This is a genomic window from gamma proteobacterium symbiont of Axiagastus rosmarus, assembly GCF_059730925.1.
Genome location: NZ_AP035925.1, coordinates 2,664,974 through 2,691,600 on the forward strand (window position 1 = coordinate 2,664,974; position 26,627 = coordinate 2,691,600).

Annotated in this window: 23 protein-coding genes; 15 read left to right on the forward strand and 8 right to left on the reverse strand. The window is 59.0% G+C overall.

Annotated features, from left to right (window positions below; genetic code table 11):
- Nucleotides 1-163: 163 nt before the first annotated feature.
- Both AC6I8F_RS12525 and lrp read right to left on the reverse strand, forming a co-directional pair.
- Entirely contained in the window at nt 164-3,583 is a 3,420-nt protein-coding gene (locus tag AC6I8F_RS12525) for a DNA translocase FtsK 4TM domain-containing protein (protein ID WP_498028079.1), read from the reverse strand.
- A 119-nt stretch (nt 3,584-3,702) separates the two neighbouring features.
- Nucleotides 3,703-4,197, reverse strand: a complete 495-nt coding sequence (gene lrp / locus AC6I8F_RS12530) for a leucine-responsive transcriptional regulator Lrp (RefSeq protein WP_006118610.1) — start codon at nt 4,195-4,197, stop codon at nt 3,703-3,705.
- Nucleotides 4,198-4,718: 521 nt separating this feature from the next.
- Between lrp and trxB the strand changes: the two genes are divergently transcribed.
- The 5 genes from trxB to infA all read left to right on the forward strand — a co-directional run bounded on the left by trxB (nt 4,719) and on the right by infA (nt 10,622).
- Nucleotides 4,719-5,684 carry a thioredoxin-disulfide reductase gene (gene trxB, locus AC6I8F_RS12535; protein ID WP_141496496.1) on the forward strand — a complete coding sequence of 322 codons (966 nt, stop codon included), beginning with the start codon at nt 4,719-4,721 and terminating at the stop codon, nt 5,682-5,684.
- Between the two features lie 145 nt (nt 5,685-5,829).
- Complete coding sequence (cydD, locus tag AC6I8F_RS12540) at nt 5,830-7,602, forward strand: heme ABC transporter permease/ATP-binding protein CydD (RefSeq protein WP_498028080.1); 1,773 nt, start codon at nt 5,830-5,832, stop codon at nt 7,600-7,602.
- Nucleotides 7,602-9,332: a heme ABC transporter ATP-binding protein/permease CydC gene (cydC, locus tag AC6I8F_RS12545; RefSeq protein ID WP_498028081.1), complete on the forward strand. Its 1,731-nt coding sequence runs from the start codon at nt 7,602-7,604 to the stop codon at nt 9,330-9,332. Before cydD ends, cydC begins: the two co-directional genes overlap by 1 nt.
- A 32-nt stretch (nt 9,333-9,364) precedes the next feature.
- On the forward strand, nt 9,365-10,057 hold the full coding sequence (aat, locus tag AC6I8F_RS12550; RefSeq protein WP_058769537.1) for a leucyl/phenylalanyl-tRNA--protein transferase: 693 nt from the start codon (nt 9,365-9,367) through the stop codon (nt 10,055-10,057).
- Nucleotides 10,058-10,403: 346 nt separating this feature from the next.
- The gene (gene infA, locus AC6I8F_RS12555; RefSeq protein ID WP_002211347.1) at nt 10,404-10,622 is read left to right on the forward strand and encodes a translation initiation factor IF-1; all 219 of its coding nucleotides are present in this window, start codon (nt 10,404-10,406) and stop codon (nt 10,620-10,622) included.
- Between the two features lie 93 nt (nt 10,623-10,715).
- Here the strand turns inward: infA and clpA are convergent, their stop codons facing one another.
- Nucleotides 10,716-12,995 (reverse strand): ATP-dependent Clp protease ATP-binding subunit ClpA, encoded by a 2,280-nt coding sequence (clpA, locus tag AC6I8F_RS12560; protein WP_021508362.1) that lies wholly within the window; start codon nt 12,993-12,995, stop codon nt 10,716-10,718.
- A gap of 55 nt (nt 12,996-13,050) precedes the next feature.
- Entirely contained in the window at nt 13,051-13,371 is a 321-nt protein-coding gene (clpS, locus tag AC6I8F_RS12565; RefSeq protein ID WP_021508363.1) for an ATP-dependent Clp protease adapter ClpS, read from the reverse strand.
- A gap of 323 nt (nt 13,372-13,694) precedes the next feature.
- Here clpS and cspD point away from each other — a divergent pair, with 323 nt between their 5' ends.
- The gene (gene cspD, locus AC6I8F_RS12570) at nt 13,695-13,916 is read left to right on the forward strand and encodes a cold shock-like protein CspD (RefSeq protein ID WP_058757774.1); all 222 of its coding nucleotides are present in this window, start codon (nt 13,695-13,697) and stop codon (nt 13,914-13,916) included.
- A gap of 90 nt (nt 13,917-14,006) precedes the next feature.
- Here the strand turns inward: cspD and AC6I8F_RS12575 are convergent, their stop codons facing one another.
- A complete protein-coding gene (locus AC6I8F_RS12575; protein WP_058775362.1) occupies nt 14,007-15,647 on the reverse strand; it encodes an ATP-dependent nuclease in 1,641 nt (546 codons plus the stop codon).
- A 134-nt stretch (nt 15,648-15,781) separates the two neighbouring features.
- On the opposite strand from AC6I8F_RS12575, the gene AC6I8F_RS12580 reads away from it, so the two are divergent.
- From AC6I8F_RS12580 to ltaE, 3 genes are all read left to right on the forward strand, one after another.
- Nucleotides 15,782-16,681, forward strand: coding sequence for a LysO family transporter (locus AC6I8F_RS12580; RefSeq protein WP_058775361.1), 900 nt, complete (start codon nt 15,782-15,784; stop codon nt 16,679-16,681).
- A 109-nt stretch (nt 16,682-16,790) separates the two neighbouring features.
- Complete coding sequence (poxB, locus tag AC6I8F_RS12585; RefSeq protein WP_021508366.1) at nt 16,791-18,512, forward strand: ubiquinone-dependent pyruvate dehydrogenase; 1,722 nt, start codon at nt 16,791-16,793, stop codon at nt 18,510-18,512.
- 69 nt (nt 18,513-18,581) lie between these two features.
- Entirely contained in the window at nt 18,582-19,583 is a 1,002-nt protein-coding gene (gene ltaE / locus AC6I8F_RS12590; RefSeq protein ID WP_059008976.1) for a low-specificity L-threonine aldolase, read from the forward strand.
- 15 nt (nt 19,584-19,598) lie between these two features.
- On the opposite strand, the gene AC6I8F_RS12595 is transcribed toward ltaE, so the two are convergent.
- Together AC6I8F_RS12595 and AC6I8F_RS12600 are read right to left on the reverse strand one after the other, a co-directional pair.
- Entirely contained in the window at nt 19,599-20,423 is an 825-nt protein-coding gene (locus tag AC6I8F_RS12595; protein ID WP_498028082.1) for an N-acetylmuramoyl-L-alanine amidase, read from the reverse strand.
- Nucleotides 20,423-20,743: a heavy metal-binding domain-containing protein gene (locus AC6I8F_RS12600; protein ID WP_058757780.1), complete on the reverse strand. Its 321-nt coding sequence runs from the start codon at nt 20,741-20,743 to the stop codon at nt 20,423-20,425. Before AC6I8F_RS12600 ends, AC6I8F_RS12595 begins: the two co-directional genes overlap by 1 nt.
- A gap of 108 nt (nt 20,744-20,851) precedes the next feature.
- Between AC6I8F_RS12600 and AC6I8F_RS12605 the strand changes: the two genes are divergently transcribed.
- The 6 genes from AC6I8F_RS12605 (at nt 20,852) to AC6I8F_RS12630 (ending at nt 25,384) form a co-directional block, all read left to right on the forward strand.
- Nucleotides 20,852-21,391 (forward strand): lipoprotein, encoded by a 540-nt coding sequence (locus tag AC6I8F_RS12605; RefSeq protein ID WP_021508370.1) that lies wholly within the window; start codon nt 20,852-20,854, stop codon nt 21,389-21,391.
- A gap of 239 nt (nt 21,392-21,630) precedes the next feature.
- Nucleotides 21,631-22,359 (forward strand): arginine ABC transporter ATP-binding protein ArtP, encoded by a 729-nt coding sequence (artP, locus tag AC6I8F_RS12610; protein ID WP_058775358.1) that lies wholly within the window; start codon nt 21,631-21,633, stop codon nt 22,357-22,359.
- A 15-nt stretch (nt 22,360-22,374) separates the two neighbouring features.
- Nucleotides 22,375-23,106 (forward strand): arginine ABC transporter substrate-binding protein, encoded by a 732-nt coding sequence (gene artJ / locus AC6I8F_RS12615; RefSeq protein WP_021508372.1) that lies wholly within the window; start codon nt 22,375-22,377, stop codon nt 23,104-23,106.
- A 6-nt stretch (nt 23,107-23,112) separates the two neighbouring features.
- Nucleotides 23,113-23,826, forward strand: coding sequence for an arginine ABC transporter permease ArtQ (gene artQ, locus AC6I8F_RS12620; RefSeq protein ID WP_166709859.1), 714 nt, complete (start codon nt 23,113-23,115; stop codon nt 23,824-23,826).
- A gap of 3 nt (nt 23,827-23,829) precedes the next feature.
- Complete coding sequence (gene artM / locus AC6I8F_RS12625) at nt 23,830-24,498, forward strand: arginine ABC transporter permease ArtM (protein WP_104092760.1); 669 nt, start codon at nt 23,830-23,832, stop codon at nt 24,496-24,498.
- A gap of 154 nt (nt 24,499-24,652) precedes the next feature.
- Entirely contained in the window at nt 24,653-25,384 is a 732-nt protein-coding gene (locus AC6I8F_RS12630) for an arginine ABC transporter substrate-binding protein (protein WP_498028083.1), read from the forward strand.
- Between the two features lie 63 nt (nt 25,385-25,447).
- Here the strand turns inward: AC6I8F_RS12630 and rlmC are convergent, their stop codons facing one another.
- The gene (gene rlmC, locus AC6I8F_RS12635) at nt 25,448-26,584 is read right to left on the reverse strand and encodes a 23S rRNA (uracil(747)-C(5))-methyltransferase RlmC (RefSeq protein ID WP_498028084.1); all 1,137 of its coding nucleotides are present in this window, start codon (nt 26,582-26,584) and stop codon (nt 25,448-25,450) included.
- Nucleotides 26,585-26,627 lie beyond the last annotated feature (43 nt).

The window sequence follows — 26,627 nt, forward strand, 5'->3', positions numbered from 1 at the left end:
TCCTTATTCATGGTTTCCTGACACTTACTGCATTAACCGTAGTCGCCGCTCCGTCAGTTCGACAGGAGAAAAAGCCGAAAGCTCCCAATGATATGGGGATCGGACCACAGATAAACAACGGGCCAGTTTACACTGGCCCGGTATAACACTGCGGAGAAAAGTCTTACATTTCGTGAGGTGGCGGTGACAGCACTTCACGGTTACCGTTGTGGCCCGGCTCCGAGACAATGCCCTGCGCCTCCATCTGTTCGATAATCCGCGCCGCGCGGTTGTAGCCAATACGGAACTGGCGCTGCACACCGGATATCGACGCGCGGCGTTTCTCCACCACGAACGCCACCGCCTGGTCAAACAGCGGATCCAGCTCTTCATCGCCGTCCAGGCCGCCACCACCGCTTTCACTCTCTTCACCGGCGGTAATGCTGTCGATGTACTGCGGCCGCCCACGCGCTTTCCAGTCCTGCACCACCGCATGCACTTCCTGGTCACGCACAAAGGCGCCGTGAACACGTACCGGCATGGAGGAGTTAGGTGGCATGTAGAGCATGTCACCCATACCCAGCAGGGATTCCGCACCGCCCTGATCGAGAATGGTACGCGAGTCAATTTTACTGGACACAGTAAAGGCGATGCGCGTCGGAATGTTGGCCTTAATCAGGCCGGTAATCACATCCACTGACGGACGCTGGGTAGCCAGCACCAGGTGAATACCTGCCGCACGGGCTTTCTGTGCCAGGCGCGCGATTAGCTCTTCGACCTTCTTGCCCACCGCCATCATCAGGTCAGCGAACTCATCAACCAACACCACAATGTACGGCAGTTTTTCCAGCACCGGCGGCGTGGTGTCCATGCTGTCGCCCGGTTTCCAGAACGGATCCGGAATTGGCCGGCCCATTGCGGCAGCCTGCTCGATCTTCTCGTTATAGCCGGCCAGATTACGCACGCCCAGCGCAGACATCAGCTTATAGCGGCGCTCCATTTCGACCACACTCCAGCGCAGCGCGTTGGCCGCGTCTTTCATGTCGGTGACCACTTCCGTCAGCAGATGGGGAATGCCCTCATACACTGACAGCTCGAGCATTTTCGGGTCGATCATGATAAAGCGCACTTCTTCCGGCGTGGCTTTATACAGCATGCTGATGATCATGGTGTTGACGCCAACCGACTTACCGGAACCGGTGGTACCGGCCACCAGCAGGTGCGGCATCTTCGCCAGATCGGCCACCACGGGCTGACCAGAGATATCTTTACCCAGCACCACCGACAGCGGCGAAGGGTTGTCGCGGAACTTATCGCAGTCCAGCACCTCACGCAGATAGACGGTCTGACGATGTTTATTGGGGAGTTCGAGGCCGACATAAGGCTTGCCCGGAATCACCTCAACCACGCGCACCGCAACGGCAGAGAGCGAACGTGCCAGGTCACGCGACAGGTTAGAAATACGAGCGGCCTTGACGCCCGGCGCCAGATCCAGTTCAAAGCGGGTGATTACCGGCCCCGGAGAGATGCCCACCACTTCGGCTTTTACGCGGTAATCCGCCAGACGCGCTTCAACCAGACGCGCGGTCTGTTCCAGTGCGAACATATCCACCGGTTCCTCTTCGGCCGGCGGCGACGTCAGCAGATCCAGTGTCGGCAGCGGCGTGGAAGGTTTCTCCAGCGGCTGTTCGTGACGCACCAGGAAGGGGTGGAACAGGCTGTCCTGCGCAGGGGCGACAGGCTTCGGCGTTTCAGCCGGCGCGGCGTAAACCTCGTCGTCTGGCGTTGACCACGGGCTGGTTTCCTCACTCAGCGATGCGGGTACCGCCGGCTCAGGTGCCGCTGGCTGCTGCCACTGGGCCGGAACGTCCGGCTCTGGCGTGGCGGCAATGGTAAACAGCGGTTCGCTCGGCGTGTCATCAACCAGATCTTTCATCGGAGAGAAATCAAACGCGGCTGAGGTATCCAGATTAAATACCGGCGCGCTCTCCTGCTCAGGCTGGCTGTAACGCTGTTGCTGCTGCTGAGCAAACTGCTGCGCCAGCTGGGCCTGCTGCAGCGCCTCTTCATCTTCTTCCTCTGCCGGCTGCTGCTGCCAGCTGTCGCCGTACCGCTGCTGCTGCTGCGAATGGAACGCTTCGCGCAACTGGGCTTCCTGCAGCGCAGCATTATCATCATCGTGCGGCTGTGGCACTTGCCAGCTGGCGCTGATTTCCGGCTGCTGCTGGTCGGCCTCTTCACGTGCCTTCTCTTCTGCCATGCGTTGCGATGGCAGTTTGATACCGTATGAGGCCAGCTCACGCCGGGTTGGCAGCTTAACCTTGTTAGGACGCGGCAGTTCCGGACCAATACCCTGTTTCACCTGCGGATTGTAATCGCGCTCCGGCACCACATCAAAGGCTGGCGTGTAAGCCGCAGAGCGGGCAGCAGCGGCGGCCGTCGCTGAACCGAGTGCGGCAGCGGCTGCCGTATTCAGCGGTGTGGCGGCCTGATCGGCACTCTGCCAGTTACCCATGCGCGGGCCATCGTCTTCTTCAGCGAGCGAGAAGGCGTCGGCGGCCGGTGAAGCAGGCACTTCGAAGCGGTATAACGGAGGAGCCGCTGTCGCGGGCTCTGCTGGCGGAATAGCTGGCGCCGCAGGCGCGCTGGCAACAGATATCGATGCCGGAGCAGCCGCAGCCAGCTGTGACGGCGCAGGTTGTGGAGCTACGTTTACCGCCGGTGCGGATGGCTCAGGTGCAGCGACGGACGGCACCTGACGTGCGGCGTCACTGGTGGCGGCCAGCGCAGCCGCGGTAGCCGCACTGGCTTTCGCCAGCAGGGGATCGTCGCTGGCGACTTCAGCCACAGGTTCCGCTACCTGTCGGGGCTTAGCCAGCAGTACGTCATCTTCGTCGTCCTGAGCCGGCGCAGCGCGCAGTGGCGGAACCGCGTCGTCGGGGTGCGCCTCGTCGTAGTCGTCTTCTTCCTGCCAGGGTTCATCATGGCGCGAGCGGTTGCTGGCAAAGGTCAGCACGCCCATCACCACGCTGCCGATCTTCTCGGCAATCGCCAGCCAGGACCAGCCGGTATAAAGCGTGATACCCGCCGCCCAGACGCACAGCAGCGTCAGCGTGCCACCGGCACCGCTGAACCACGGCGCCATCGCATTGCTCACCAGGCTGCCAATTACGCCGCCAGAGGCAAAATACCAGATATCGTCCACGTTCAGCGCAGCCAGTCCGCAGGTAGTCACTACCAGCGCCAGCACGCCAATCAGCCGCAGGCCCACCGCAAAATAGTCGATGTAATCCTGACGATCGCGCTGACGGAAGGTAATCCAGCACAGACCAATAATCACTGGCGGAATGGCGTAGGCCATCACACCAAAAATAAACAGCAGGGTATCGGCCAGCCATGCGCCCACGCTGCCGCCCAGATTGTGGATCGGCTCGTGCCAGGCGGTTTGTGACCAGCTGGGATCGGAGGGATTAAAGCTAACCAGCGACACCATCAGATAGATGGCAAACAAGGCCACCAGGATGAGCAACGCTTCCAGCAGCCGACGTCCGCTGCTCAGTGGTTGTAATGAAACGTCTTTATCTTCTGTATATTCCTGGCTCAAGAGAACTCTCCAGGTGCCTGTAAATTAAGAAGGCAACAGCGCCAGGCTTGCCTGACGCTGGTCCTGTATGAATTCACAGGAGTGTACCGAAATCCTGCAAGCTTTGCACCTGCCCTGCGTTACCGGGTCTTAATCACCAGACGATTGCTCTGTTTGACCTCTTCCATCACCACATAGGTACGGGTGTCGTTGACGCCCGGCAGGCGCAGCAAGGTCTCACCCAGCAGTTTACGGTAGGCGGACATATCCGGCACGCGGGTTTTCAACAGGTAGTCAAAGTCACCGGAAACGAGGTGACATTCTTGAGTTTCCTCAAGTTTTTGTACGGCGGCGTTAAATTGTTCAAACACATCCGGCGCGCCGCGATTCAGAGTAATCTCAACGAATACCAGCAGTGAAGCATCGAGATAGTGCGGGTTCAGCTGCGCGGTGTAGCCCAGAATGAAACCCTGACGTTCCAGGCGACGTACGCGTTCAAGACAAGGTGTTGGCGAGAGGCCGACACGTTTTGAAAGCTCAACGTTGGAAATACGACCGTCTTTCTGCAGTTCATTCAGAATATTTCTGTCGATCCGATCCAGATCTTTTCCGGGGCGTTTCTTGTTGTCTACCATTATTATTGTCTCTCTTAATTCCTTCCCTTTACCTGCCAAACCCTGAAAACGTTCAATGTTCAGGGCCTTACTGAAGTGAAGTCTTTAAGCCTGTGCAGTAACGCGACCATCCGTATGACGCATGCTGTCTGTCCACATCATGCGTCATTACCAATGTCAGGCTGAGTTTATTTGGCGAAATTGCGCAAAACAGAGCTGAAATTCTGTTTCGAACCGCTAAATTTTCTCTGCTTCTGACAATGTTTTCGCAAAAGCGCAGGCGATTGTCAAAGTAAAACATCCAAATTCAGTACAAGATGCCAGACAGCGTACTGGGTTGCTGTTTTTAAATGAGAATTTTTATACAGCTGCACCACAAATTGCCGAGCAATGCCCCCTTTTGGCGCAGCGCGCGTGCAGAATTGCCATTCATCGTCTACGCCGCTTGCAGTGATTGTTAACAAAATTGCTGAAACCTTTTTTTGCGACAGTAATTTCCCTACAATCGAAAACTATGTTGTCAGACACACACTGAGGAACGCATGAGTACGGCCAAACACAGTAAGCTGCTCATTCTGGGCTCCGGCCCTGCCGGTTACACCGCAGCGGTTTATGCCGCCCGCGCTAACCTGAACCCGGTATTGATTACCGGACTGGAAAAAGGCGGCCAGCTCACCACCACGACTGAAGTCGAAAACTGGCCGGGCGACCCGCACGATCTGACCGGCCCTGCGCTGATGGAACGCATGCAGGAGCATGCTGAGAAGTTCAACACCGAAATCATCTTTGACCATATTCACACGGTTGATTTGCAGAACCGTCCGTTCCGCCTGACCGGCGACAGCGGCGAATACACGGCGGATGCGCTGATCATCGCGACCGGTGCCTCAGCGCGCTACCTTGGCCTGCCGTCAGAAGAGGCATTCAAAGGCAAAGGGGTATCGGCCTGCGCCACCTGTGATGGTTTCTTCTATCGCAACCAAAAAGTCGCGGTTATTGGCGGCGGTAACACGGCCGTTGAAGAGGCGCTCTATCTGGCGAACATCGCTTCTGAAGTGCACCTGATTCACCGTCGTGACAGCTTCCGCGCTGAGAAAATCCTGATTGACCGCCTGATGGAGAAAGTGCGTAACGGCAACATCGTGCTGCACACTGACCGCGCGCTGGACGAGGTGGTAGGCGATCAGATGGGCGTCACCGGGTTGAAACTTTCGTCAACCAAAGGTGAAGCTCCGATCTCGCTGGAAGTGGCGGGCCTGTTTGTCGCCATCGGTCATAGTCCGAACACGGCGATTTTCGATGGCCAGCTGGATCTGGAAAACGGCTATATCAAAGTGCAGTCCGGCCTGCAGGGCAATGCGACGCAGACCAGCGTGCCGGGCGTGTTCGCTGCCGGTGACGTAATGGACCACATCTATCGTCAGGCCATTACCTCTGCCGGTACCGGCTGTATGGCCGCGCTGGATGCGGAACGTTATTTGGATGGTCTGGTTAAAAACGATAAGTAAGTTGTTAATTATCTGATCATAATTGCACTGAGGCGGCCACTTTTGGTCGCCTTTTTTATCGCCTGCGTGCTACAGTTCTGCCACCCGTCTGTCCGGCATTTAGCGTCGGATTTTGCCTCTCGTCACGGTGATCAAACGGCTTCGCATGAACAAATCACGGCAACACGAACTGCTGCGCTGGTTACGCCAGCAACGTCATCATGGCGCACGCAGCCTGCGACTGGCCTCGCTGGCAGGTTTTGCTGCGGCGTTAATTCTCATCGCCCAGGCCTGGCTACTGGCCTCCCTGCTGCAAAAACTGCTGGTGGAACAGCAACCCCGCGCTGAACTGGTGAGTGATTTCCTGTTACTACTGCTGTGCTTCGCACTGCGCGCCGCGCTGCACTATGGTCGTGAGATGGCCGGTTTCAGGGCTGGCGTGGCGATTCGCCGTGCACTGCGGCAACAGGTGCTGGACCGGCTGAACGCGCTCGGTCCGGCCTGGATTCAGGGCAAACCGGCCGGGAGCTGGGCAACGCTGCTGCTGGAACAGATTGAAGAGATGCAGGAGTATTACGCGCGCTATCTGCCGCAGATGTCGCTGGCGGTGTTTGTGCCCTGCGCCATCCTGATCGCCATTTTCCCTATAAACTGGGCTGCCGGACTGATTCTGCTGGCGACCGCGCCGCTGATTCCGCTGTTTATGGCGCTGGTCGGCATGGGTGCGGCCGATGCCAACCGGCGTAATTTTCTTGCGCTGGCGCGTCTGAGCGGCGATTTCTATGACCGTCTGCGCGGACGCGAAACGCTGCGCCTGTTTCACCGCGCGGACGCTGAGCAGCAGGCGATTGCCGCCACTACGCAGGATTTTCGTCAGCGCACCATGGAAGTGCTGCGCCTCGCCTTTCTCTCCTCTGCGGTGCTGGAGTTTTTCGCCTCGCTGGCGATTGCCGTGGTCGCGGTCTATTTCGGCTTCTCGTACCTGGGTGAACTCAATTTTGGCCACTACGGCACCGGCGTGACGCTGTTTGCCGGTTTCCTCGCGCTGATTCTTGCCCCCGAATTTTTCCAGCCGCTGCGCGATCTTGGCACCTTTTACCATGCCAAAGCGCAGGCGGTGGGCGGCGCAGACGCGCTGGATACCTTCCTGCGCGAAACGCCCCAGCGCGCGCCGCAGGCGGCCACGCAGACGCTGGGTGCTGACGCGCCACTCTCCCTACGGGCGCAGGATCTGGTGATCATGACCGCCACCGGCGAGGCGCTGTCACAGCCGCTGAATTTCAGCCTTACTCCCGGTCAGCGCGTGGCGCTGGTCGGGCAAAGCGGCGCCGGAAAAAGTGCGCTGATGAATGTCCTGCTCGGTTTTCTGCCCTACCAGGGTTCACTGTGCATTAACGGCCAGGAACTGCGCGACATCAGCCGCAGCAGCTGGCAGCAGCAGTTGGCCTGGGTAGGACAAAATCCGCAGCTGCCGGCGGCGACGCTGCGTGACAATCTCCAGCTCACTGACACGCCGGTGGACGAGGCCACGCTGACCGCCGTGCTGCAGCGCGCTGGCGTCAGCGAATTTTTGTCGAGTCTGCCGCAGGGGCTGGATACGCCAGTTGGCGATGGCGGCATCGGCCTGTCCGTTGGGCAGGCACAGCGCATCGCCGTTGCGCGGGCGCTGCTGAAACCGGCCCGCCTGCTGCTGCTGGACGAACCGGGATCCGGGCTCGACAGCCAGAGTGAGCAGCACGTGATGGGCGCGCTACAGCAGGCCGCACAGCAGCAAACTACGTTAATGATTACCCATCAGCTGCACGCCCTCGACCAATGGGATGAGGTGTGGGTGATGCAGGCCGGACAACTGGTGCAGCAGGGCCACTGGCAACAGCTGATCGCTGAAGCCGGCCCGCTGCGCGAGCTGGCGCAGCATCGTCAGAAGGAGATTGCCTGATGCGCACGTTACTGCCTTTCCTGCGCCTGTATCGCCGCCATCCGTGGCGTTTAGGTCTTGGCGTGGTGCTGGCGATTGTCACGCTGCTCGCCAGCATCGGCTTGCTGACGCTGTCCGGCTGGTTTCTTGCTGCCTCTTCGCTGGCTGGCGTCGCCGGCTTGTACAGCTTCAATTACATGCTGCCCGCAGCTGGTGTGCGTGGCGCGGCAATCACCCGCACCGCCGCGCGCTATTTTGAACGGCTGGTGAGCCACGACGCCACTTTCCGCGTGCTGCAGCATCTGCGCGTCTTTACCTTCAGCCGGCTGATGGCGCTGGCACCGGCGCAGCTGGCGCGCTTTCGTCACGGCGAACTGCTGAACCGATTTGTCAGCGATGTTGATACCCTCGACCATCTCTATTTACGCGTTATTTCTCCACTGCTGGGTGCGGCGGTGGTGATTGTGGTGGTGACCTGTGGCCTGGCGCTACTCGATATGCGACTGGCGCTGCTGCTTGGGGCGATCATGTTGCTGACGCTGCTGCTGATGCCGCCGCTTTTCTGGCGACTCGGCGCGCGCACCGGCGCGCACATTGCCCGTTACCAGGCTCGCTGGCGCCTGCAACTGACGCACTGGCTCAGCGGACTGGCCGAGCTGCAGATTTACGGCGCGGCGGCGCTGTGGCGACAGCGGCTGGATCAGGAAGAACGTGCGTGGCAACAGGCGCAGCAGCAGCAACACCGGCTGCAGGCGGTGGCGCAGAGCCTGCTTACGTTGATCGCCGGCAGTACCGTTACGCTGCTGCTGTGGCTGGCCGCCAGCGGGGTCGGCACCAATAGCACACCGGGTGCACTGATTGCCCTGTTTGTGTTTTGCGCGCTGGCCGCGTTTGAAGCGCTGGCACCGGTGGCCGGCGCATTTCTGCCACTGGCGCAGGTGACGCACGCGGCGCAGCGCGTGCAGGAGATCATCGATCAACCGCCAGCCATTCACTTCCCGACACAACCGGTTGCGACGCAGCGCGGCCTCAGCCTGACGCTGGAGCAGATCGACTTCAGCTATCCGCAGCGGCCAGAAGCGGTGCTGCACAATTTCTCCCTGACGTTAGCAGCCGGTGAACATCTGGCACTGCTGGGTCCGACCGGCTGCGGAAAATCCAGCCTGCTGGCGCTGATCACGCGCGGCTGGGAAGCGCAGCGCGGCACGATTCGCCTGAACGGGATTGATCTGGCGGCGTGGGACGAAGCCAGCCTGCGTCAGCGCATCAGCGTTGTCACACAGCGCGTCCATCTGTTCAGCCAGACGCTGCGCGCTAATCTGCTGCTGGCAGCACCACAGGCCAGCGATGCACAGCTGATTGACGTATTGCAGCGGGTTGGGCTGGCGCATCTGACGCAGCACAGCGAAGGGCTAAATACATGGATGGGTGAAGGCGGCCGGCCGCTGTCCGGTGGTGAATTGCGCCGGCTGGCGATTGCCCGTGCGCTGCTGAACGATGGCGACCTGTGGCTGCTGGATGAGCCGACCGAAGGTCTGGATGCCGCGACCGAGCAGCAGATTCTCACGTTACTACAGCAGGTTAGCCAGGGAAAAACGCTGATCATGGTGACGCATCGCCTGAGCGGACTGGAAAAAATGGATCGCATCTGTGTGCTTGACGGTGGGCAGATTATCGAATCCGGCAGCCATGACGAATTAATCTCAAAAGCGGGACGCTACTGGCGTTTCCAGCAGCGCTTTGCGCTATAGTCTATGCGTTTAGCCTGAGGGTGACCGACGCCATGAGACTGGTACAACTTTCCCGGGATTCGCTCAATTTCCCGCCGCCGGAGATGGCGCTGCGTGAGCCAAACGGCCTGCTGGCCATGGGCGGCGATCTCTCCCCTGCCCGCCTGATGAATGCCTATCAGCGCGGGATTTTTCCGTGGTTTTCGCCCGGCGATCCAATTTTATGGTGGTCGCCAGATCCACGCGCGGTCCTGCTGCCGGAGTCGTTTCATCTCAGCCGCAGCATGGCGCGCTTCCATCGCCGTTCGCCCTATCGCGTCACCATGAATCACGCCTTTGCTCAGGTGGTGGAAGGTTGCGCCAGCGGGCGTCAGGAAGGCACCTGGATCACCTTTGAAGTGAAACGCGCCTGGCTGCGCCTGTATGAGCTGGGCCATGCGCACTCAATTGAGGTCTGGCAGGATCAACGCCTGGTTGGCGGCATGTATGGTCTGGCGCTCGGACAGATTTTTTGCGGCGAGTCGATGTTCAGCCGGGCGGAAAACGCCTCTAAAACCGCGCTGTGGGTTTTCTCACAGCACTTTATTGCGCATCAGGGACGGCTGATCGATTGTCAGGTGCTGAATCCGCATACCGCCTCGCTGGGCGCAGTTGAAATTCCGCGCGTCGATTATCTGCAATACGTGCAAACGCTGGCGTGGCAACCGGTGCAGACCGGCTGCTGGCAAACACAAACCCTTTTTTGACTGTCCCCGCAGATGTTTTGCACACAATTCCCGACAAAAGTGATACAATAAGCGAGTTTGGTATGTCGTCCGCGCTTCGCTGTGGCGAGCCGGAATTGCCAGGCTGGGAATCTCACCCTGTTCCCGAAGCTGTTTCAGTTGCGCACCCGATGCCGATTGCTGCAGATTCTTAGCCCGCTAATCCCCCGCAGACGTCAAAAACACCCGAATTTATCCGTAATGCACGCGCAGCGGCGCGACGCACGGCGAAGCGTTGGCAAAAACAGCCAACGTTTCTTTACATAAATCATGGAATTCGGCATTATCTTGCCGGTTCAACAGTTTGGTAGTTCACCCAGAGGATTCGATGGCCAAAGAAGACAATATTGAAATGCAAGGTACCGTACTGGATACGTTACCTAACACCATGTTCCGCGTAGAGCTTGAAAACGGGCACGTGGTTACCGCTCATATCTCCGGTAAAATGCGTAAAAACTACATCCGCATCCTGACGGGCGACAAAGTGACTGTCGAGTTGACCCCGTACGACCTGAGCAAAGGCCGCATTGTCTTCCGTAGTCGCTAAGTTGTTGCACTCGCCTCGCGTTTGCTGATGTAAACTAAGCGCGAAAAAAAAGGCCGGATTTTAATCCGGCCTTTTTCTTATCTGCGCACCCGCTTAATGCACGGTGCCCTCGGTTTTGCGTTTTTCCGCGCTCATGAAGTGGTAGGTGAGCTGGTTTTTCTCTTTATCCAGTCCAACCGACACCGATCCACCATCCACCAGCGAGCCAAACAGCAGCTCGTTAGCCAGCGGTTTCTTCAGGTTTTCCTGCACAGTACGCGCCATCGGACGCGCGCCCATCGCTTTGTCGTAACCTTTTTCGGCCAGCCAGTCGCGCGCATCATCGCTGACTTCCAGCGACACACCTTTCGCATCCAGCTGTGCCTGCAGCTCAACAATAAATTTATCCACCACCTGATGGATCACCTGAGTATCAAGGTGACGGAACCAGATAATATTGTCGAGACGGTTACGGAACTCCGGCGTAAAGATCTTTTTGATCTCTTCCATCGCGTCGGTGCTGTTGTCCTGCTGAATCAGGCCGATGGATTTACGCTCGGTCTCGCGCACCCCGGCGTTGGTGGTCATCACCAGCACCACGTTGCGGAAGTCCGCTTTGCGGCCGTTGTTATCGGTCAGCATTCCGTTGTCCATCACCTGCAGCAGCAGGTTGAAGACATCCGGATGGGCTTTCTCGATCTCATCCAGCAGCACCACCGCGTGCGGATGCTTGATGACGGCATCGGTCAGCAGACCGCCCTGATCAAAGCCGACGTAGCCCGGAGGCGCACCAATCAAACGACTGACGGTGTGACGCTCCATATACTCGGACATATCAAAGCGCAGCAGTTCAATGCCCAGCGCCTTCGCCAGCTGCACGGTGACCTCGGTTTTACCGACCCCGGTCGGACCTGCAAACAGGAACGACCCGACTGGCTTACGCTCCTGCCCCAGACCCGCACGGCTCATCTTAATAGCTTCAGTCAGCGCTTCAATCGCGTTGTCCTGACCAAACACCAGCATTTTCAGACGGTCGCCGAGATTTTTCAGCGTATCGCGATCGGTGGCCGAAACGCTCTGCTCCGGAATACGCGCGATGCGTGCCACCACGGATTCGATGTCCGACACGTTGACGGTTTTCTTGCGCTTGCTGACCGGCACCAGACGCGCACGCGCGCCGGCTTCATCGATCACGTCAATCGCCTTGTCCGGCAGATGACGGTCATTGATGTATTTCACCGCCAGCTCAACCGCCGCACGTACCGCTTTGGCGGTGTAGCGCACATCGTGATGCGCTTCGTACTTCGGCTTCAGCCCGTTAAGAATTTGTACCGTCTCTTCAACCGATGGCTCAGTGATATCAATTTTCTGGAAACGGCGCGCCAGCGCACGATCCTTCTCAAAGATATTGCTGAACTCCTGATAGGTCGTGGAACCCATCACGCGGATTTTACCGCTGGAAAGTAACGGCTTGATCAGGTTCGCCGCATCCACCTGGCCGCCCGATGCCGCACCGGCACCGATAATGGTGTGGATCTCGTCGATGAACAGAATGCTGTTGTTATCCTGTTCCAGCTGTTTAAGCAGCGCTTTAAAACGTTTTTCAAAATCACCGCGGTATTTGGTACCGGCCAGCAGCGAACCGATATCCAGCGAGTAGATGGTGCACTCTTTCATCACTTCCGGCACGTCGCCCTGCACAATGCGCCAGGCGAGCCCTTCCGCAATCGCAGTTTTACCGACGCCCGATTCGCCCACCAGCAGCGGGTTATTCTTGCGACGACGGCACAGCACCTGAATGGCCCGTTCCAGCTCTTTATCGCGGCCGATCAGCGGGTCAATTCCGCCGACGCGAGCAAGCTGATTAAGATTGGTGGTGAAGTTTTCCATACGTTCCTCCCCGCCTGCTTGCTCTTCGTTAACCGGATTTTCCGCGCTGTTCTGCGGCTGGCCCGGTTCGTCTTTACGCGTACCATGGGAGATGAAGTTCACCACATCAAGGCGGCTCACTTCGTGTTTGCGCAGCAGGTAAGCCGCTTGCGACTCCTGCTCGCTGAAAATGGCGACCAGCACGTTCGCACCGGAAACTTCACTGCGACCGGATGACTGGACATGGAAGACCGCACGCTGCAGCACACGCTGGAAGCTGAGCGTCGGCTGAGTGTCGCGCTCCTCTTCGCTGGCAGGCAGCACCGGCGTGGTTTGTTCGATGAAGGCTTCGAGTTCCTGACGCAGAGCCGCAATATCCACCGTACAGGCTTCCAGTGCCTCTCTGGCCGACGGATTGCTGAGCAGCGCCAGCAACAGATGTTCGACGGTCATAAACTCGTGACGGTGCTCGCGCGCTCTGGCGAAAGCCATGTTTAAACTGAGTTCCAGTTCTTGATTGAGCATTTGGCACCTCCCCCAATTATCGCTCTGACGGACTGAATCCTATATGGAGACAGCTTCAGGCTTTTTCCAGCGTACACAGCAACGGATGTTGATTTTCCCGCGCGTAATTGTTCACCTGGGCGACTTTGGTCTCCGCCACTTCTGCAGTGAATACACCACAGATTGCCTTTCCATGGTAGTGAACTTTCAGCATCAGTTGCGTTGCACGTTCAACATCATAAGAAAAGAACTTTTGCAGAACGTCAATAACAAATTCCATAGGTGTATAATCGTCATTATTCAGAATGACTTTATACATTGAAGGCGGCTTTAACCCTTCGCGTACTTTGTCTTCGGCCAGATGTTCAAAGTTAAGCCAGTCGTTTGTGTTTGCCATAATGTTCCGTTGAAATTCTGCGTTACGGTAGCGCACATTTCTGTGCTCTCACCTCAAGTTTAACACGCCTGTCAAGCCGCTTTTCCTGTGGCAAAAATCGGTCCTGAAAGCGCATGCGCGACCTGTATCACAAAATTTGCAATAGCGTTAACTGCCTCAAATTTTGATGAATTTCTCCCCGTGCGCCAGGGCCGTTTGCTTGACGATAAGGTCCGTTTCTCTACATTCTACTTACACAAGCTGATTGAGTTTTAAACAAACTCGACTCACAGCTTCAATGACCTCACCTACTTATCAAAATGTCTTGCGAGGGAAGTAAAAGCATGGAGACGGGTACTGTTAAATGGTTCAACAACGCCAAAGGCTTCGGCTTTATCTGTCCGATTGGCGGCGGCGACGATATCTTCGCACACTACTCCACGATTCAGATGGAGGGATACAGAACGCTGAAAGCGGGCCAGCACGTTCAGTTCGATGTCCATGAAGGGCCGAAAGGCAACCATGCCAGTCTGATTGTGCCCTGTGAAGCATCGTCACTCTCCTGACGGGCGCGCGTCTGCTCTCATTCTGACCACTCCCGAAAAAAAATGCCAGCCACAGACGCTGGCATTTTTCTTTGGCGTCCCGCGGCAGTTTTACTCTGCCCGACCGCGCGCCAGCCACATCACGCGGCCAAACAGCTGATCGAGCAACGGCGGAATCGCCTGCGGCCCGCGTTCGGCCGCTGCCATCGCCACCGCAATCGCCAGTTCCGGCTTCGAGCTGTGATGAATGGCTTTGGTAATAATACGCCGCGCGTTCATCGGCACGTTTAACGGCAGGTGCGCCATCTGGTGATAGACATCACTAAAGCCCTGCTTATAAAGGAAGTGTTCGATGTCGGGCGCCGGGAACTGCGTGAGATGGTCGCTCTCCTGCTCATGCGGCTGTAGCTGGCTGCGCGCAGTAGCGGCATATTTTTTTCCGGCCTCGTCGCCGTCAGTCAGCACGTGCCAGGCAATGCCCATGCGGCGCGCATATTTCAGCAGCGGCTTAAGCCCGGACTGCGCAAACTCAATCACCTTCACGCCTTCCGCGGCAAAATGGTAGCCGCGCTGCCGCGCCAGCTCATTGATGATCCACACTTCGGTTTCACCCTCTACCAGCAACCAGCAGCGGGCAAACAGCGCCGACGGACGGTTGACGCGGATATGAAAGCCGATACGGCGCGCCTCTTCGGCACTTAATCCTTCCGGCCCGATACGCCACGCCGCCACGCGATCGGGTTCGCGCACCAGTCGGCAGATTTGCTCCAGCGCCACCTGTGACAGCAGCTCGCCGGAGTTAGTAGTGGCGATTTTTTGCAGCGGCATCAGCGCCAGCAGATTCCACGCCACCGACAGCATGATGGGATGCAGCCGGGTTTCCGGATCCTCTACCAGCAGCAAGGGGCGCGCGCCTGTGGGCAGCGCATCGCTGCCGTGCGCCTGCAGCAGGAGCGAGAACATGCGCAGCAGAATCACCTGGCGACTGCGCGATTCGGTACCGGCGATCAGCTGATTGAGCTGATCGAGCGAACGCCAGCCCTGACTGCCGTCACGCAGCTCCGGCGCAACCCGCGCGGCGCCCGTGTCCGGTTGCTGTACCAGAAAATAGTGCGCCATCAGCTGCTGCATGGTGTGCAATCCCTGGCGCAACAGCTCGTCGCTCAGGGTTTGCGGCCGCGCCACCAGATCGCGCGTCAGGCTATGCATCTCCTGCGCCAGCGCGCTCAGCGTATCAGCGCGCCGCTGGGTGTCGTTGTCGTTATGGCGCGACCGCCGGCCAAAGCGCGCATCACGCAGGCGCAGCACCGGATAGTACGCGCGCAATTGCGCCAGCGCGGCGTCGGTGCCCGCCAGCGGCAGCACCTCGCCACGCGCGTCAATAAAGCGCCAGCGGGTTTTGACCTCGTTACCCTGGCGCGTCGCCAGCGTACTGAAGCGCAGATAGCGCCCCGCGTCATCCTGCTGCCAGAACGGCGCAAACAGCGCTTCATGCTCATCGCCCTGCGCGCGAAAGCGAAACACCAGCTGCAACTTATATAGGCGTGCTTCCACCTCACCGGGCGGGAAATGGAAGTCCTGTTCCGTGAACATATAGGGCTCAGCGGCCGGTGCCAGCAGCAGCGTTAGCGCATCCAGCAAACTGGATTTACCCCACGCGTTTTCCCCAATCAGCAGGTTGGTGTCGGTCAGCGGCAGCGACAACCGGTTAATGCCGCGAAAGCCGTGTATATCGATATGTTCCAGAATCATCGCGCAGTCCCTCCGTGCTTTGCCAGAGCATGGTCCGCCGCGCTGCGTTGGTCAAGTCGGCAGCGGGAGAAAAGGTTTACACTTCAGGCGTTTTCCATTAGCGTGGCGTCTCGCAAAAAAGGACGTCATTTTTCATGTATACCGGACTGCTTATCATTCTGGTGCCGCTGATGGTGGGCTATTTGCTGCCGTGGCATCAGCCTGCGCTGTTGCAGCGCGTTAACCGCCTGCTGAGTTTGCTGATTTACGCCATTCTGTTTTTTATGGGTACCAGCCTCGCCTTTCTCGACAATCTCGGCACCAACTTGCTGATCGTGTTTAAAACCGCGCTGATTGCTGCAGGTGCCATTCTCAGCTGCTCACTGCTGGCGCTGTGGCTGCTGGATCGCCGCTGGCCGTGGCGTCAGCAGCATCGCCAGCAGGATCTGCCATCGCGCTGGCACATGGTGCTGGAATCGCTCAAGCTGTGCGTGGCGGTGCTGGCCGGTTTCCTGCTGGGATTAACCCAGTGGGCGCCGCTGCGCCATGCATCGACCCTCAGCGAAATCGCGCTCATCGTGCTGCTGTTCCTGGTTGGCGTGCAGCTGCGCGGCAGCGGCATGACGCTACGCCAGATCACCCTGAACCGGCGTGGCATGACGGTAGCGCTGGTATCCCTGTGCGGCTCGCTGGGCGGCGGCGTGCTGGCGGCGTGGCTGCTCGGCGTTTCGCTGTCAACCGGACTGGCGCTGGCCAGCGGCTTCGGCTGGTATTCGCTGTCCGGCATTCTGATGACCGAAGCGTACGGCCCGGTGATCGGCAGCGCCGCCTTCTTTAACGATCTGCTGCGCGAGCTGGCTGCGGTGCTGCTGATTCCGGTGCTGGTCAACCGCTACCGCAGTATGGCACTTGGGCTGAGCGGTGCCACGTCGATGGATTTCACCCTGCCGATTCTGCAGCGTGCCGGCGGAATGGAGATTGTGCCTGCGGCCATCGTGCACGGTTTTATCATGAACCTGCTGGCACCTATCCTCATCGCCCTGTTTTCCGCCTGACGCGCAGCGCATTTTTTCACGCCCGCTGCGCTGCGGCTTCGTCTACGCTTTCTCTCTGACACGTTTTTTGCCATCCGACTGGATGGCCGACACCAGAAAGGAGCGAACGATGAAGCAAACAGTGGCGGCCCTGCTGGCCAAAACGCTGGAGAGCGCCGGCGTAAAACGCATTTGGGGCGTAACCGGTGACTCCCTCAACGGGCTGAACGACAGCCTCAACCGCATGGGCACCATTGAATGGATGCCAACGCGCCATGAAGAAGTGGCCGCTTTTGCCGCCGGGGCGGAAGCACAAATCAGCGGTGAGCTGGCGGTGTGCGCCGGCTCCTGCGGCCCTGGCAACCTGCATCTGATCAACGGCCTGTTTGACTGCCATCGCAACCATGTTCCGGTGCTGGCGATTGCCGCGCACATTCCTTCCAGCGAAATCGGCAGCGGCTATTTTCAGGAAACCCATCCGCAGGAGTTATTCCGCGAGTGCAGCCATTACTGCGAGCTGGTCTCCAATCCGGAACAGCTGCCGCAGGTGCTCGGCATTGCGATGCGTAAAGCCATCCTCAATCGCGGCGTGTCGGTGATTGTGCTGCCGGGTGACGTGGCGCTGCAGGCGGCGCCGGAGAATGCGCGCAGCGAATGGTATCCGCCGCAGCTGCCGCAGGTGGTGCCGTCGGTCAGTGAACTGACGCGCCTCGCAGAAACGCTCAATGAAGCGAAAAATATCACCCTGATGTGCGGCAGCGGCTGCGCCGGTGCCCATGCGGAAGTGGTAAAGCTGGCCGAAACGCTGAAAGCACCCGTGGTACACGCCATGCGCGGCAAAGAGCACCTCGAGTACGACAACCCGTATGATGTCGGCATGACCGGGCTGATCGGCTTCTCATCCGGCTATCACGCCATGATGAACGCCGACACGCTGGTGCTGCTCGGCACCCAGTTCCCTTATCGCCCGTTCTACCCGGCGGACGCGCGCATTATTCAGATTGATATCAATCCGGCCAGCCTCGGCGCGCACAGTCACGTCGACATGGCGCTGGTGGGTGACATCAAAGCCACGCTGCAGGCGCTGCAGCCGCAGCTCACCAGCCACAGCGACCGTCATCACCTCGATCGCGCACTGGAGCACTACGCGGATGCGCGCAAAGGGCTGGACGATCTGGCGACCGCCAACGATAAGCAGGCGATTCACCCGCAGTATCTGGCCCAGCAGATCAGCCACTATGCGGCCGATGACGCTATCTTTACCTGTGATGTCGGCACGCCAACGGTGTGGGCAGCGCGCTATCTGAAAATGAACGGCAAGCGCCGTCTGCTCGGCTCGTTTAACCACGGTTCGATGGCCAACGCCATGCCGCAGGCGCTTGGCGCACAGGCCATTGATAAACAGCGTCAGGTGGTTGCGCTGTGCGGCGATGGCGGCTTCAGCATGCTGATGGGCGATTTCATCTCGCTGGCGCAGCTTAAGCTGCCGGTGAAGCTGGTGATCTTCAATAACAGCGTGCTGGGCTTTGTGGCAATGGAGATGAAAGCCGGTGGCTATCTCACCGACGGCACCGATCTGGAGAACCCGGACTTCGCCGCCATCGCCACCGCCTGCGGCATCAAAGGGATCCGCGTGGAAAAAGCCTCGGAGCTGGATGGCGCGCTGCAACAGGCGTTCGCCCATGACGGTCCGGTGCTGGTAGACGTGATCACCGCCAAGGAAGAGTTGTCGATGCCACCGCAAATCAAAGCCGAGCAGGCTAAAGGTTTCAGCCTGTACATGCTGCGCGCGATCCTGAATGGTCGCGGTGATGAAATCGTCGAGCTGGCGAAAACCAACTGGCTGCGGTAAAACGAAGAGACTTGCCGGATTAATCATCATGCGGGCGCTTAGCCCGCTTTTTTATGTCAGGAGAGCAACGTGATCGATTTACGCAGTGATACCGTGACCCGCCCGAGTGCCGCGATGCTGGATGCGATGATGGCGGCCGAAACCGGCGATGATGTCTATCGCGATGATCCCACCGTCAATGCGCTGGAGGCTGAAGCGGCGCGCCTGAGCGGTAAAGCGGCTGCGCTGTTCTTCCCTACCGGCACCCAGGCCAACCTGGTGGCGCTGCTGTGCCACTGCCAGCGCGGCGATGAGTACATCGTCGGCCAGCAGGCGCATAACTACAAATATGAGGCTGGCGGTGCCGCGGTGCTCGGCAGCATCCAGCCGCAGCCGATCCTCGCGGCTGCCGACGGCACGCTGCCGCTGCACGACGTGGCGGCCGCCATCAAGCCGGACGACATGCATTTTGCCCGCACCCGCCTGCTGAGCCTGGAAAATACCCATCACGGCAAAGTGCTGCCGCTGAGCTACCTTGAACAGGCGTGGCAATTTACCCGCGAGCGCCAGCTGGCGCTGCACATTGACGGCGCGCGCATCTTTAATGCCGTGGTGGCGCAGGGTGTGCAGCTGATCGATATCGCCCGCTACTGCGATAGCCTGACCATCTGCCTGTCGAAAGGACTGGGTACACCGGTCGGCTCCCTGCTGTGTGGTGATGAAGCTTATATCGAGCAGGCGCGGCGCTGGCGCAAAATGACCGGCGGCGGCATGCGCCAGGCCGGCATTCTGGCGGCTGCCGGTCTCTACGCGCTGCAGCATAACGTGGCGCGTCTGCAGGAGGATCATGACAACGCCGCGTGGCTCGGCGCACAGCTCAGCGCTCTTGGTGTGGAAGTGGTGAGCCAGCACACTAACATGCTGTTCGTGAAAGTGCCGGCGGAGCAGGTCGCACCGCTACAGCGCTGGATGCAGGCGGGCGACGTGCTGCTCAGCGTAGGTCCGCAGACCCGAATCGTCACGCATCTGGATGTCAGCCGCCAGCAATTACAGCAGCTGGTGGCGCGCTGGCAGGCCTTTCTGCAGCCGTAACGCCGCTACGCGCGGCTACGGTGCCGCGCCATATTTCGCCAGCAGCGCACGAGCGATGGCCAGCGTCTCGGCATCGGCTTCGCCACGGTAATCACGCGGGCGGAAATGCATCTGAAACGCCGCAATCAGTTTGCGCTGCATCTGCGGCGTTTGCGCAGCGGCAACGTCATAACCATAGCGCTGCAGCGCAGTCAGCAGCGCTGCGCACTCCGCCGGCGCATCCGGCGGCTGGTTAGCCAGATAGCGCTGCACCGTGGCGGCATCCGGCCACGCTCCCAGCCCCTGCCGGGCCAGCTGTTGCCACGGAAACAGCGGACCGGGATCCTGCTTGCGCTGCGGCGCGATATCACTGTGCCCGACAATATTTTCCGGACTGATGCCGTAACGCTGGCTGATATCGCGCACCAGTGCGATCAGGGCCGTGATTTGCGCGGCGGTGAACGGCTGCCACTGCCGGCCGGTCAGCGTGCGGCGATAGCCGTCATTGACGATTTCGATGCCAATTGAGGTGTCATTAATGCGCGTTGCGCCGCGCCAGAAGCTCGGTCCGGCATGCCACGCCAGCTGGTTTTCAGCCACCAGCTGCCAGATCACCCCGGCGCCGTTTTTCTGCGGCGGCTGCTGCGGAATCAGATAGTGCGCGCTGACGTTGCGGTCCGTCAGGGTCGCCAGCGACGAGGGAAAGTCCTCCGCCGTGTAGTGGATTACCACCACTTTGATACGTGGTCTGGCCCCCTGCGCCGGATGCGCGCTATCGACCCAATAGCCGTTGCGCGCTTCCAGCGTCGACTGGCAGGCGCTGAGCAGCAGCGCCATCGCCAGCAGTAACACCGCGCGCATTAGCGCACGATCACCGCAGTACCGGTAACGCTCACCATCAGCATGCTGCTGTCTTTGCCCACGGTTTCGTAGTCAATATCAATGCCAACCACCGCATTAGCGCCCAGCGCTTTCGCCTGTTCTTCCAGCTCTTCGAAGGCGATCTGCCGCGCTTTGCGCAGCTCTTTCTCATAGGCACCGGAGCGGCCGCCGACGATATCGCGGATGCCGGCAAAGAAGTCGCGGAAAATGTTGGCACCGAGAATCGCTTCGCCGGTCACAACGCCGCAATATTCAGTGATGCTGTGCCCTTCCAGGGTTGGCGTAGTCGAAAATTTCATCGTTCTCTCCTGTGGTGATTGATGAGGCGATAGCTCGTACGGCGTAAAAGCACGGCTATACTCTATGCTAAAAATGGCGCTTTGCCAGTGAACAATAAGGAAATCGAGATGAGAAACAAAGCCTTTGCGCTGCTTGTTCCCGCTGCATTGCTGCTGAGTGCCTGTACCACCGTTGAGCCGGTGATCAAGGACAACGGGCCGCGTACCGCACCCTGCGTTGACGGCGGTCCGGACAGCGTGGCGCAGCAGTTCTACGATTTACGTGTCAGCCAGCCAACTCAGGGATTGCCGGACAGCACCACGCTGGCAAAATATCGCCCGTACCTGAGCGACAACCTGTATCAGAAACTGCTGCATGCCAGCAGCCAGAGCAACCCACCGGCAGCGTGGCGCCAGGGCGATCTGTTCTCCAGCCTGGCACAGGGACCCACCGCCGCTGACGTGGCCAGCGCCTCCAGCATTCCTAACCGCGATGCGCGCAACATTCCGCTGCGCGTCACGCTGAGCCGTGGCGATAAAAGCTGGCGCGATGAAGTGCTGATGATCCACGAAGGCACCTGCTGGGTGGTGGATGATGTGCGCTACGTCGGCGACTGGCCACACGCCGGTGGCGGCTCGCTCAGCCAGCTGCTGGAAGAGAAAAAATAGTTGCGCATTTTTTCCGCACTCAGCCGCAACCATTAGCGCGCCGCACCATTGCGGCGCCGCTAAGTTTCCGCGCAATAGCCAACGCTTACCCGTCAGCCCCTTTCCCCGCTGCCCTGCCCGATTTTGTGCTACGCTTTTGCTGTTTAATTGCTCTTTAATAAATTTTAACCCACCTCAATTGCATAACTATTCTGGTGACGTTAAGATTTGCGACACTAATTGCTATTCATTTTTTGCGCATGAGTATTCAACTAAACGCCATCAACTGTTTTTACGGTGCCCATCAGGCGCTGTTCGATATCAACCTGGCCTGCCCGCAGGGCGAAACGCTGGTGTTGCTCGGCCCGAGTGGCGCGGGTAAAAGTTCACTCCTGCGCGTACTCAACCTGCTGGAGCTGCCGCGTTCCGGTAGCCTGCAGATTGCCGGCAACCACTTCGATTTCAGCCAGACGCCGTCCGACAACGCGATTCGCGAACTGCGCCAGAATGTCGGCATGGTGTTCCAGCAGTACAACCTGTGGCCGCACCTCAGCGTGATGCAGAACCTGATTGAAGCACCCTGTCGTGTGCTCGGGCTCAGCAAAGATGCGGCGCGCGCGCGCGCCGATAAACTACTGGAACGCCTGCGTCTGACGCCGTACGCCGATCGTTTTCCCCTGCACCTTTCCGGTGGCCAGCAGCAGCGCGTGGCAATTGCGCGCGCGCTGATGATGGAGCCGCAGGTGTTGCTGTTTGATGAACCGACCGCGGCGCTCGACCCGGAAATCACCGCACAGATCGTCAGCATCATTCGTGAGCTGGCGCAGACGCAGATCACCCAGGTGATTGTGACCCACGAAGTCGAGGTGGCGCGCAAAACCGCCAGCCGCGTGGTCTACATGGAGAACGGTCGCATCATTGAACAGGGCGATGCCAGCCACTTTACACAGCCGCAAACCGACGCGTTTGCTCATTATCTTTCGCACTAAGTCAGGATGCTTCTAATGAAAAAAGTTGTACTTGCTGCACTGCTTGCCAGCCTGAGCCTGAGCGCTTCTGCCGCGCAGACCCTGCGTTTCGCGACCGAGGCGTCTTATCCGCCGTTTGAATTTGTCGACTCCGACAACAAAATCCAGGGCTTTGACGTCGATCTGGCCAATGCGCTGTGCAAAGAGATCGATGCGACCTGCACCTTTACTAACCAGGCCTTCGACAGCCTGATCCCCAGCCTGAAATTCCGCCGTTTTGACGCGGTGATGGCCGGCATGGATATCACGCCAGAGCGTGAAAAGCAGGTGCTGTTCACCAAACCTTACTACGACAACTCTGCGACCTTCATCGCGCAGAAAGGCAAGCTGGCGGACGTTGCGGCGCTGAAAGGCAAGCGTGTGGGCGTACAGAACGGCACCACGCACCAGAAATACCTCTCTGACAAGCACAGCGACATCACCATCGTGCCTTACGACAGCTACCAGAATGCGGTGCTCGACCTGAAGAATGGCCGTATTGATGCGGTGTTCGGGGATACCGCCGTGGTTAACGAGTGGCTGAAGCAGAACGCCAACCTCGCCGCGCTGGGTGAGAAAGTGACCGACAAAGCCTACTTCGGCACCGGTCTCGGCATCGCCGTGCGTCAGGGCAACAGCGAACTGCAGCAGAAGTTCAACGGCGCGCTGGATAAGATCAAAGCCGACGGCACCTACAAAACCATCTACAACAAATGGTTTCAGCAGTAATTTCTGATGAATGAAATGATTCCACTCGCAAGCGCCGCCGGCATGACCGTCGGCCTTGCCGTTTGTGCCCTGATCGCCGGCCTCGCGCTGGCGATGATTTTTGCTGGCTGGGAATCGCTGCGCTGGAAACCGCTGGCGTGGATCGGTACCGGGCTGGTGACGCTGATTCGCGGCCTGCCGGAAATTCTGGTGGTGCTGTTTATCTATTTCGGTGCCTCGCAGCTGCTGCTGACGCTGTCGGACGGCTTCCAGCTCAATCTGGGCCTGTTCACCCTGCCGGTGCAGATGCAGATTGAGAACTTTGATGTCAGCCCGTTCCTGTGCGGCGTGATTGCGCTGGCGATGCTCTATTCGGCTTACGCCTCTCAAACGCTGCGCGGTGCGCTGAAAGCGGTGCCGTCCGGCCAGTGGGAATCAGGCCAGGCGCTGGGCATGAAAAAGTCAGCGATTTTCTTCCGCCTGATTATGCCGCAGATGTGGCGCCATGCGCTGCCCGGACTCGGCAATCAGTGGCTGGTGCTGCTCAAGGATACGGCGCTGGTGTCGCTGATTAGCGTCAACGATCTCATGCTGCAGACCAAAAGCATTGCGACGCGCACCCAGGAGCCGTTTACCTGGTATCTGGTGGCTGCCGCGATCTATTTAGTGATTACGCTATTCAGTCAGGCGGTGCTGCGCCGTATTGAATCACATACCACGCGTTTCGAGCGGGGGGCCTGACGCATGCTGGCGTATTTACCTGAGCTACTGAAAGGCCTGCATACCAGCCTGACGCTAACGGCCGCCTCGCTGGTCGCCGCGCTGCTGCTGGCGCTGCTGTGCACCATTGTGCTGGCGCTGAAGCTGCCGCTGCTCAACTGGCTGGTCAAAGGCTATATCACCCTGTTTACCGGCACGCCGCTGCTGGTGCAGATTTTCCTGATCTATTACGGTCCCGGCCAGTTCCCCAGCATTCAGAACGTGCCGTGGCTCTGGCATTTACTGTCGCAGCCGTGGCTGTGTGCCATGCTGGCGCTGTCGCTTAATAGCGCAGCCTACACCACACAGCTGTTCTACGGCGCGGTGCGCGCCATACCGGCCGGGCAGTGGCACTCCTGCGCCGCGCTGGGCATGCGCCGCCGCGATACGCTGCGTATTCTGCTGCCGTACGCGTTTAAGCGCGCCCTCTCCTCTTACTCCAACGAAGTGGTGCTGGTGTTCAAGAGTACTTCGCTGGCCTATACCATTACGCTGATGGAAGTGATGGGCCATGGCCAGCTGCTGTATGGCCGCACCTACGACGTCACCGTGTATGCTGCCGCCGGTCTGATTTATCTGGTGGTTAACGGCCTGCTGACGCTGCTGATGCGCCTGGTCGAGAAGCGCGCGCTGGCGTTTGAGCGCCGCAACTGATCGTCTGACGCGGTGCGAAGGAAAGCGCCGCGCCCTTTCTCGCTATATTTGATTGCAGCGAAATAAATTTTTAATCATATTTATTGCATACAAATGCATTAACTGGCATCGTGTAAATCGTTTCGCCTCTGGCATGGTTTACAGGAGCCTTATAATGAAAAAATGGATTGTTGCGGCAGTGATGGCAACGCTGGCAATGAATGCTTATGCGGCAGAGAAAATTCGCTTTGCTGCCTCAGCCACCTATCCCCCGTTCGAATCACTCGATCAGAATAACCAGATTGTCGGTTTTGATATCGACCTCGCCAAAGCGCTGTGTCAGCAGATGCAGGCCGAGTGCACTTTCACCAACAATGCCTTTGATAGCCTGATTCCTTCGCTGAAATTCCGTCGCTATGACGCGGTCATTTCCGGCATGGATATCACCGCCGAGCGCAGTAAGCAGGTCGATTTCACCCAGCCCTACTACGCCAATTCGGCAATCGTCATCGCCCACCAAGGTGAATATAGCGACTTTAGCCAGCTGAAAGGCAAACGCATCGGCGTGGAAAACGGCACCACCCATCAAAAATACCTGCTGGAGAAGCATCCGGAAGTAATCGCGGTGGCCTACGATAGCTACCAGAACGCGATCCTCGACCTGAAAAATGGCCGGCTCAACGGCGTATTTGGTGACAGCGCAGTCGTCAATCAGTGGCTGAAGGCCAATGCGGATTTGAGCACGGTCGGCGAGCACATTACCGACAGCGACTACTTCGGCACCGGGCTCGGCATTGCGGTGCGTAAGAGCAACAGCGCGCTGCTGCAACAGCTGAATGGCGCGCTGGCGGCGCTGAAAGCCAACGGTCGCTGGCAGCAGATCAATCAGAAGTGGTTCCCGGAATAAGCATTATGGAGTTGCGTGGCGCCGGGCCTGCCAGGTTCTGCACGTCCTCAGCGCAGCCGGGCGCTACGCGATTCCACCCTTACGACGCAGTAACGTCAGTACCTCAAAATGTGCGGTGTGCGGGAACATATCGAACAGCTGCACGCGGCTGATGTCATAGTCGGCCAGGCGGGCGATGTCCTGCGCCATGCTGGCGGGATTGCAGCTGGAATACAGGATGTAGTCCGGTGCCATGCGGCTCAGCCAGGCGCACAGTTCTGCGCCAATACCGCGACGTGGCGGATTGACCAGCACCAGCTGCGGCACGCTCGTATGCCCGGTGGCAAACTGCGTGGAATCCAGCGCGGCAAAACTCACCTGCTCTAACCCCAGCTGCTGCGCCGACTGCTGCGCGCAGGCGATGGCTTCCGCACTGATTTCAATACCGGTCAGCTGCATCTGCGGCGTGGCGCAGTGCAGGCCAAAGCCGCCAACGCCACAGAACAGATCCCACATGCTGTGCACCGGCAGCTCCGCCACCCAGTCGCGTGCCGTTGCGTACAGCGCAGCCGCCACCTGCGGGTTAGTCTGGAAGAAACTTTGCGGACGGATATACAGCGGCACGTCGTTAAAGCGTTCCGGCAGCGTCTGCTCAGGCGTCAGCGCAATCTCCTCCTCGCCCTCCAGTATCGCCATGTGCACCGGCTGAATATTGGCGGAGATCACCTGCAGCTGCGGCAGCTGCTGTTGCAGCCACGGCAGCGCGGCGCGCAGCTGCGCCAGTTTGCTGTGCGAGCGCAGGACAAAACGCAGCATCATGCCGCCCTGGGTACTCTCCGTCAGCAGCAAAAACTTCAGCTCGCCGCGTTTGCGCGCCACGTTGTACGGCGTCAGACCGGCACGGGCGATAAAGGGTTTCAGCACGTCGAATACCGCCGCGAAGCTGGCGGGATAGAGCGGACAGGCGCAGAGATCCACCGGCTCGCCGTCACGCGCCACCATGCCGAACAGCGGTTTTTCCACGCTGCCGCTCACCACCATCTTGGCTTTATTGCGAAACCCCTGCTGCGCCGAGGTGATCGGCGGCCGCCAGTCGGCGACCGGCATGCCGTCCAGCAACTGCGTCAGCTGTGTCTGCTTGTCGCTGAGCTGTTGTGGATAGGGTTTTTCCAGCCACTGACATGAGCGACAGCGACCGGCCTGATAAAGCGCGCAATGCATGGAAAGGCCTGTATTGAGAATCGGGAGCAAAAACGGGGGCCGA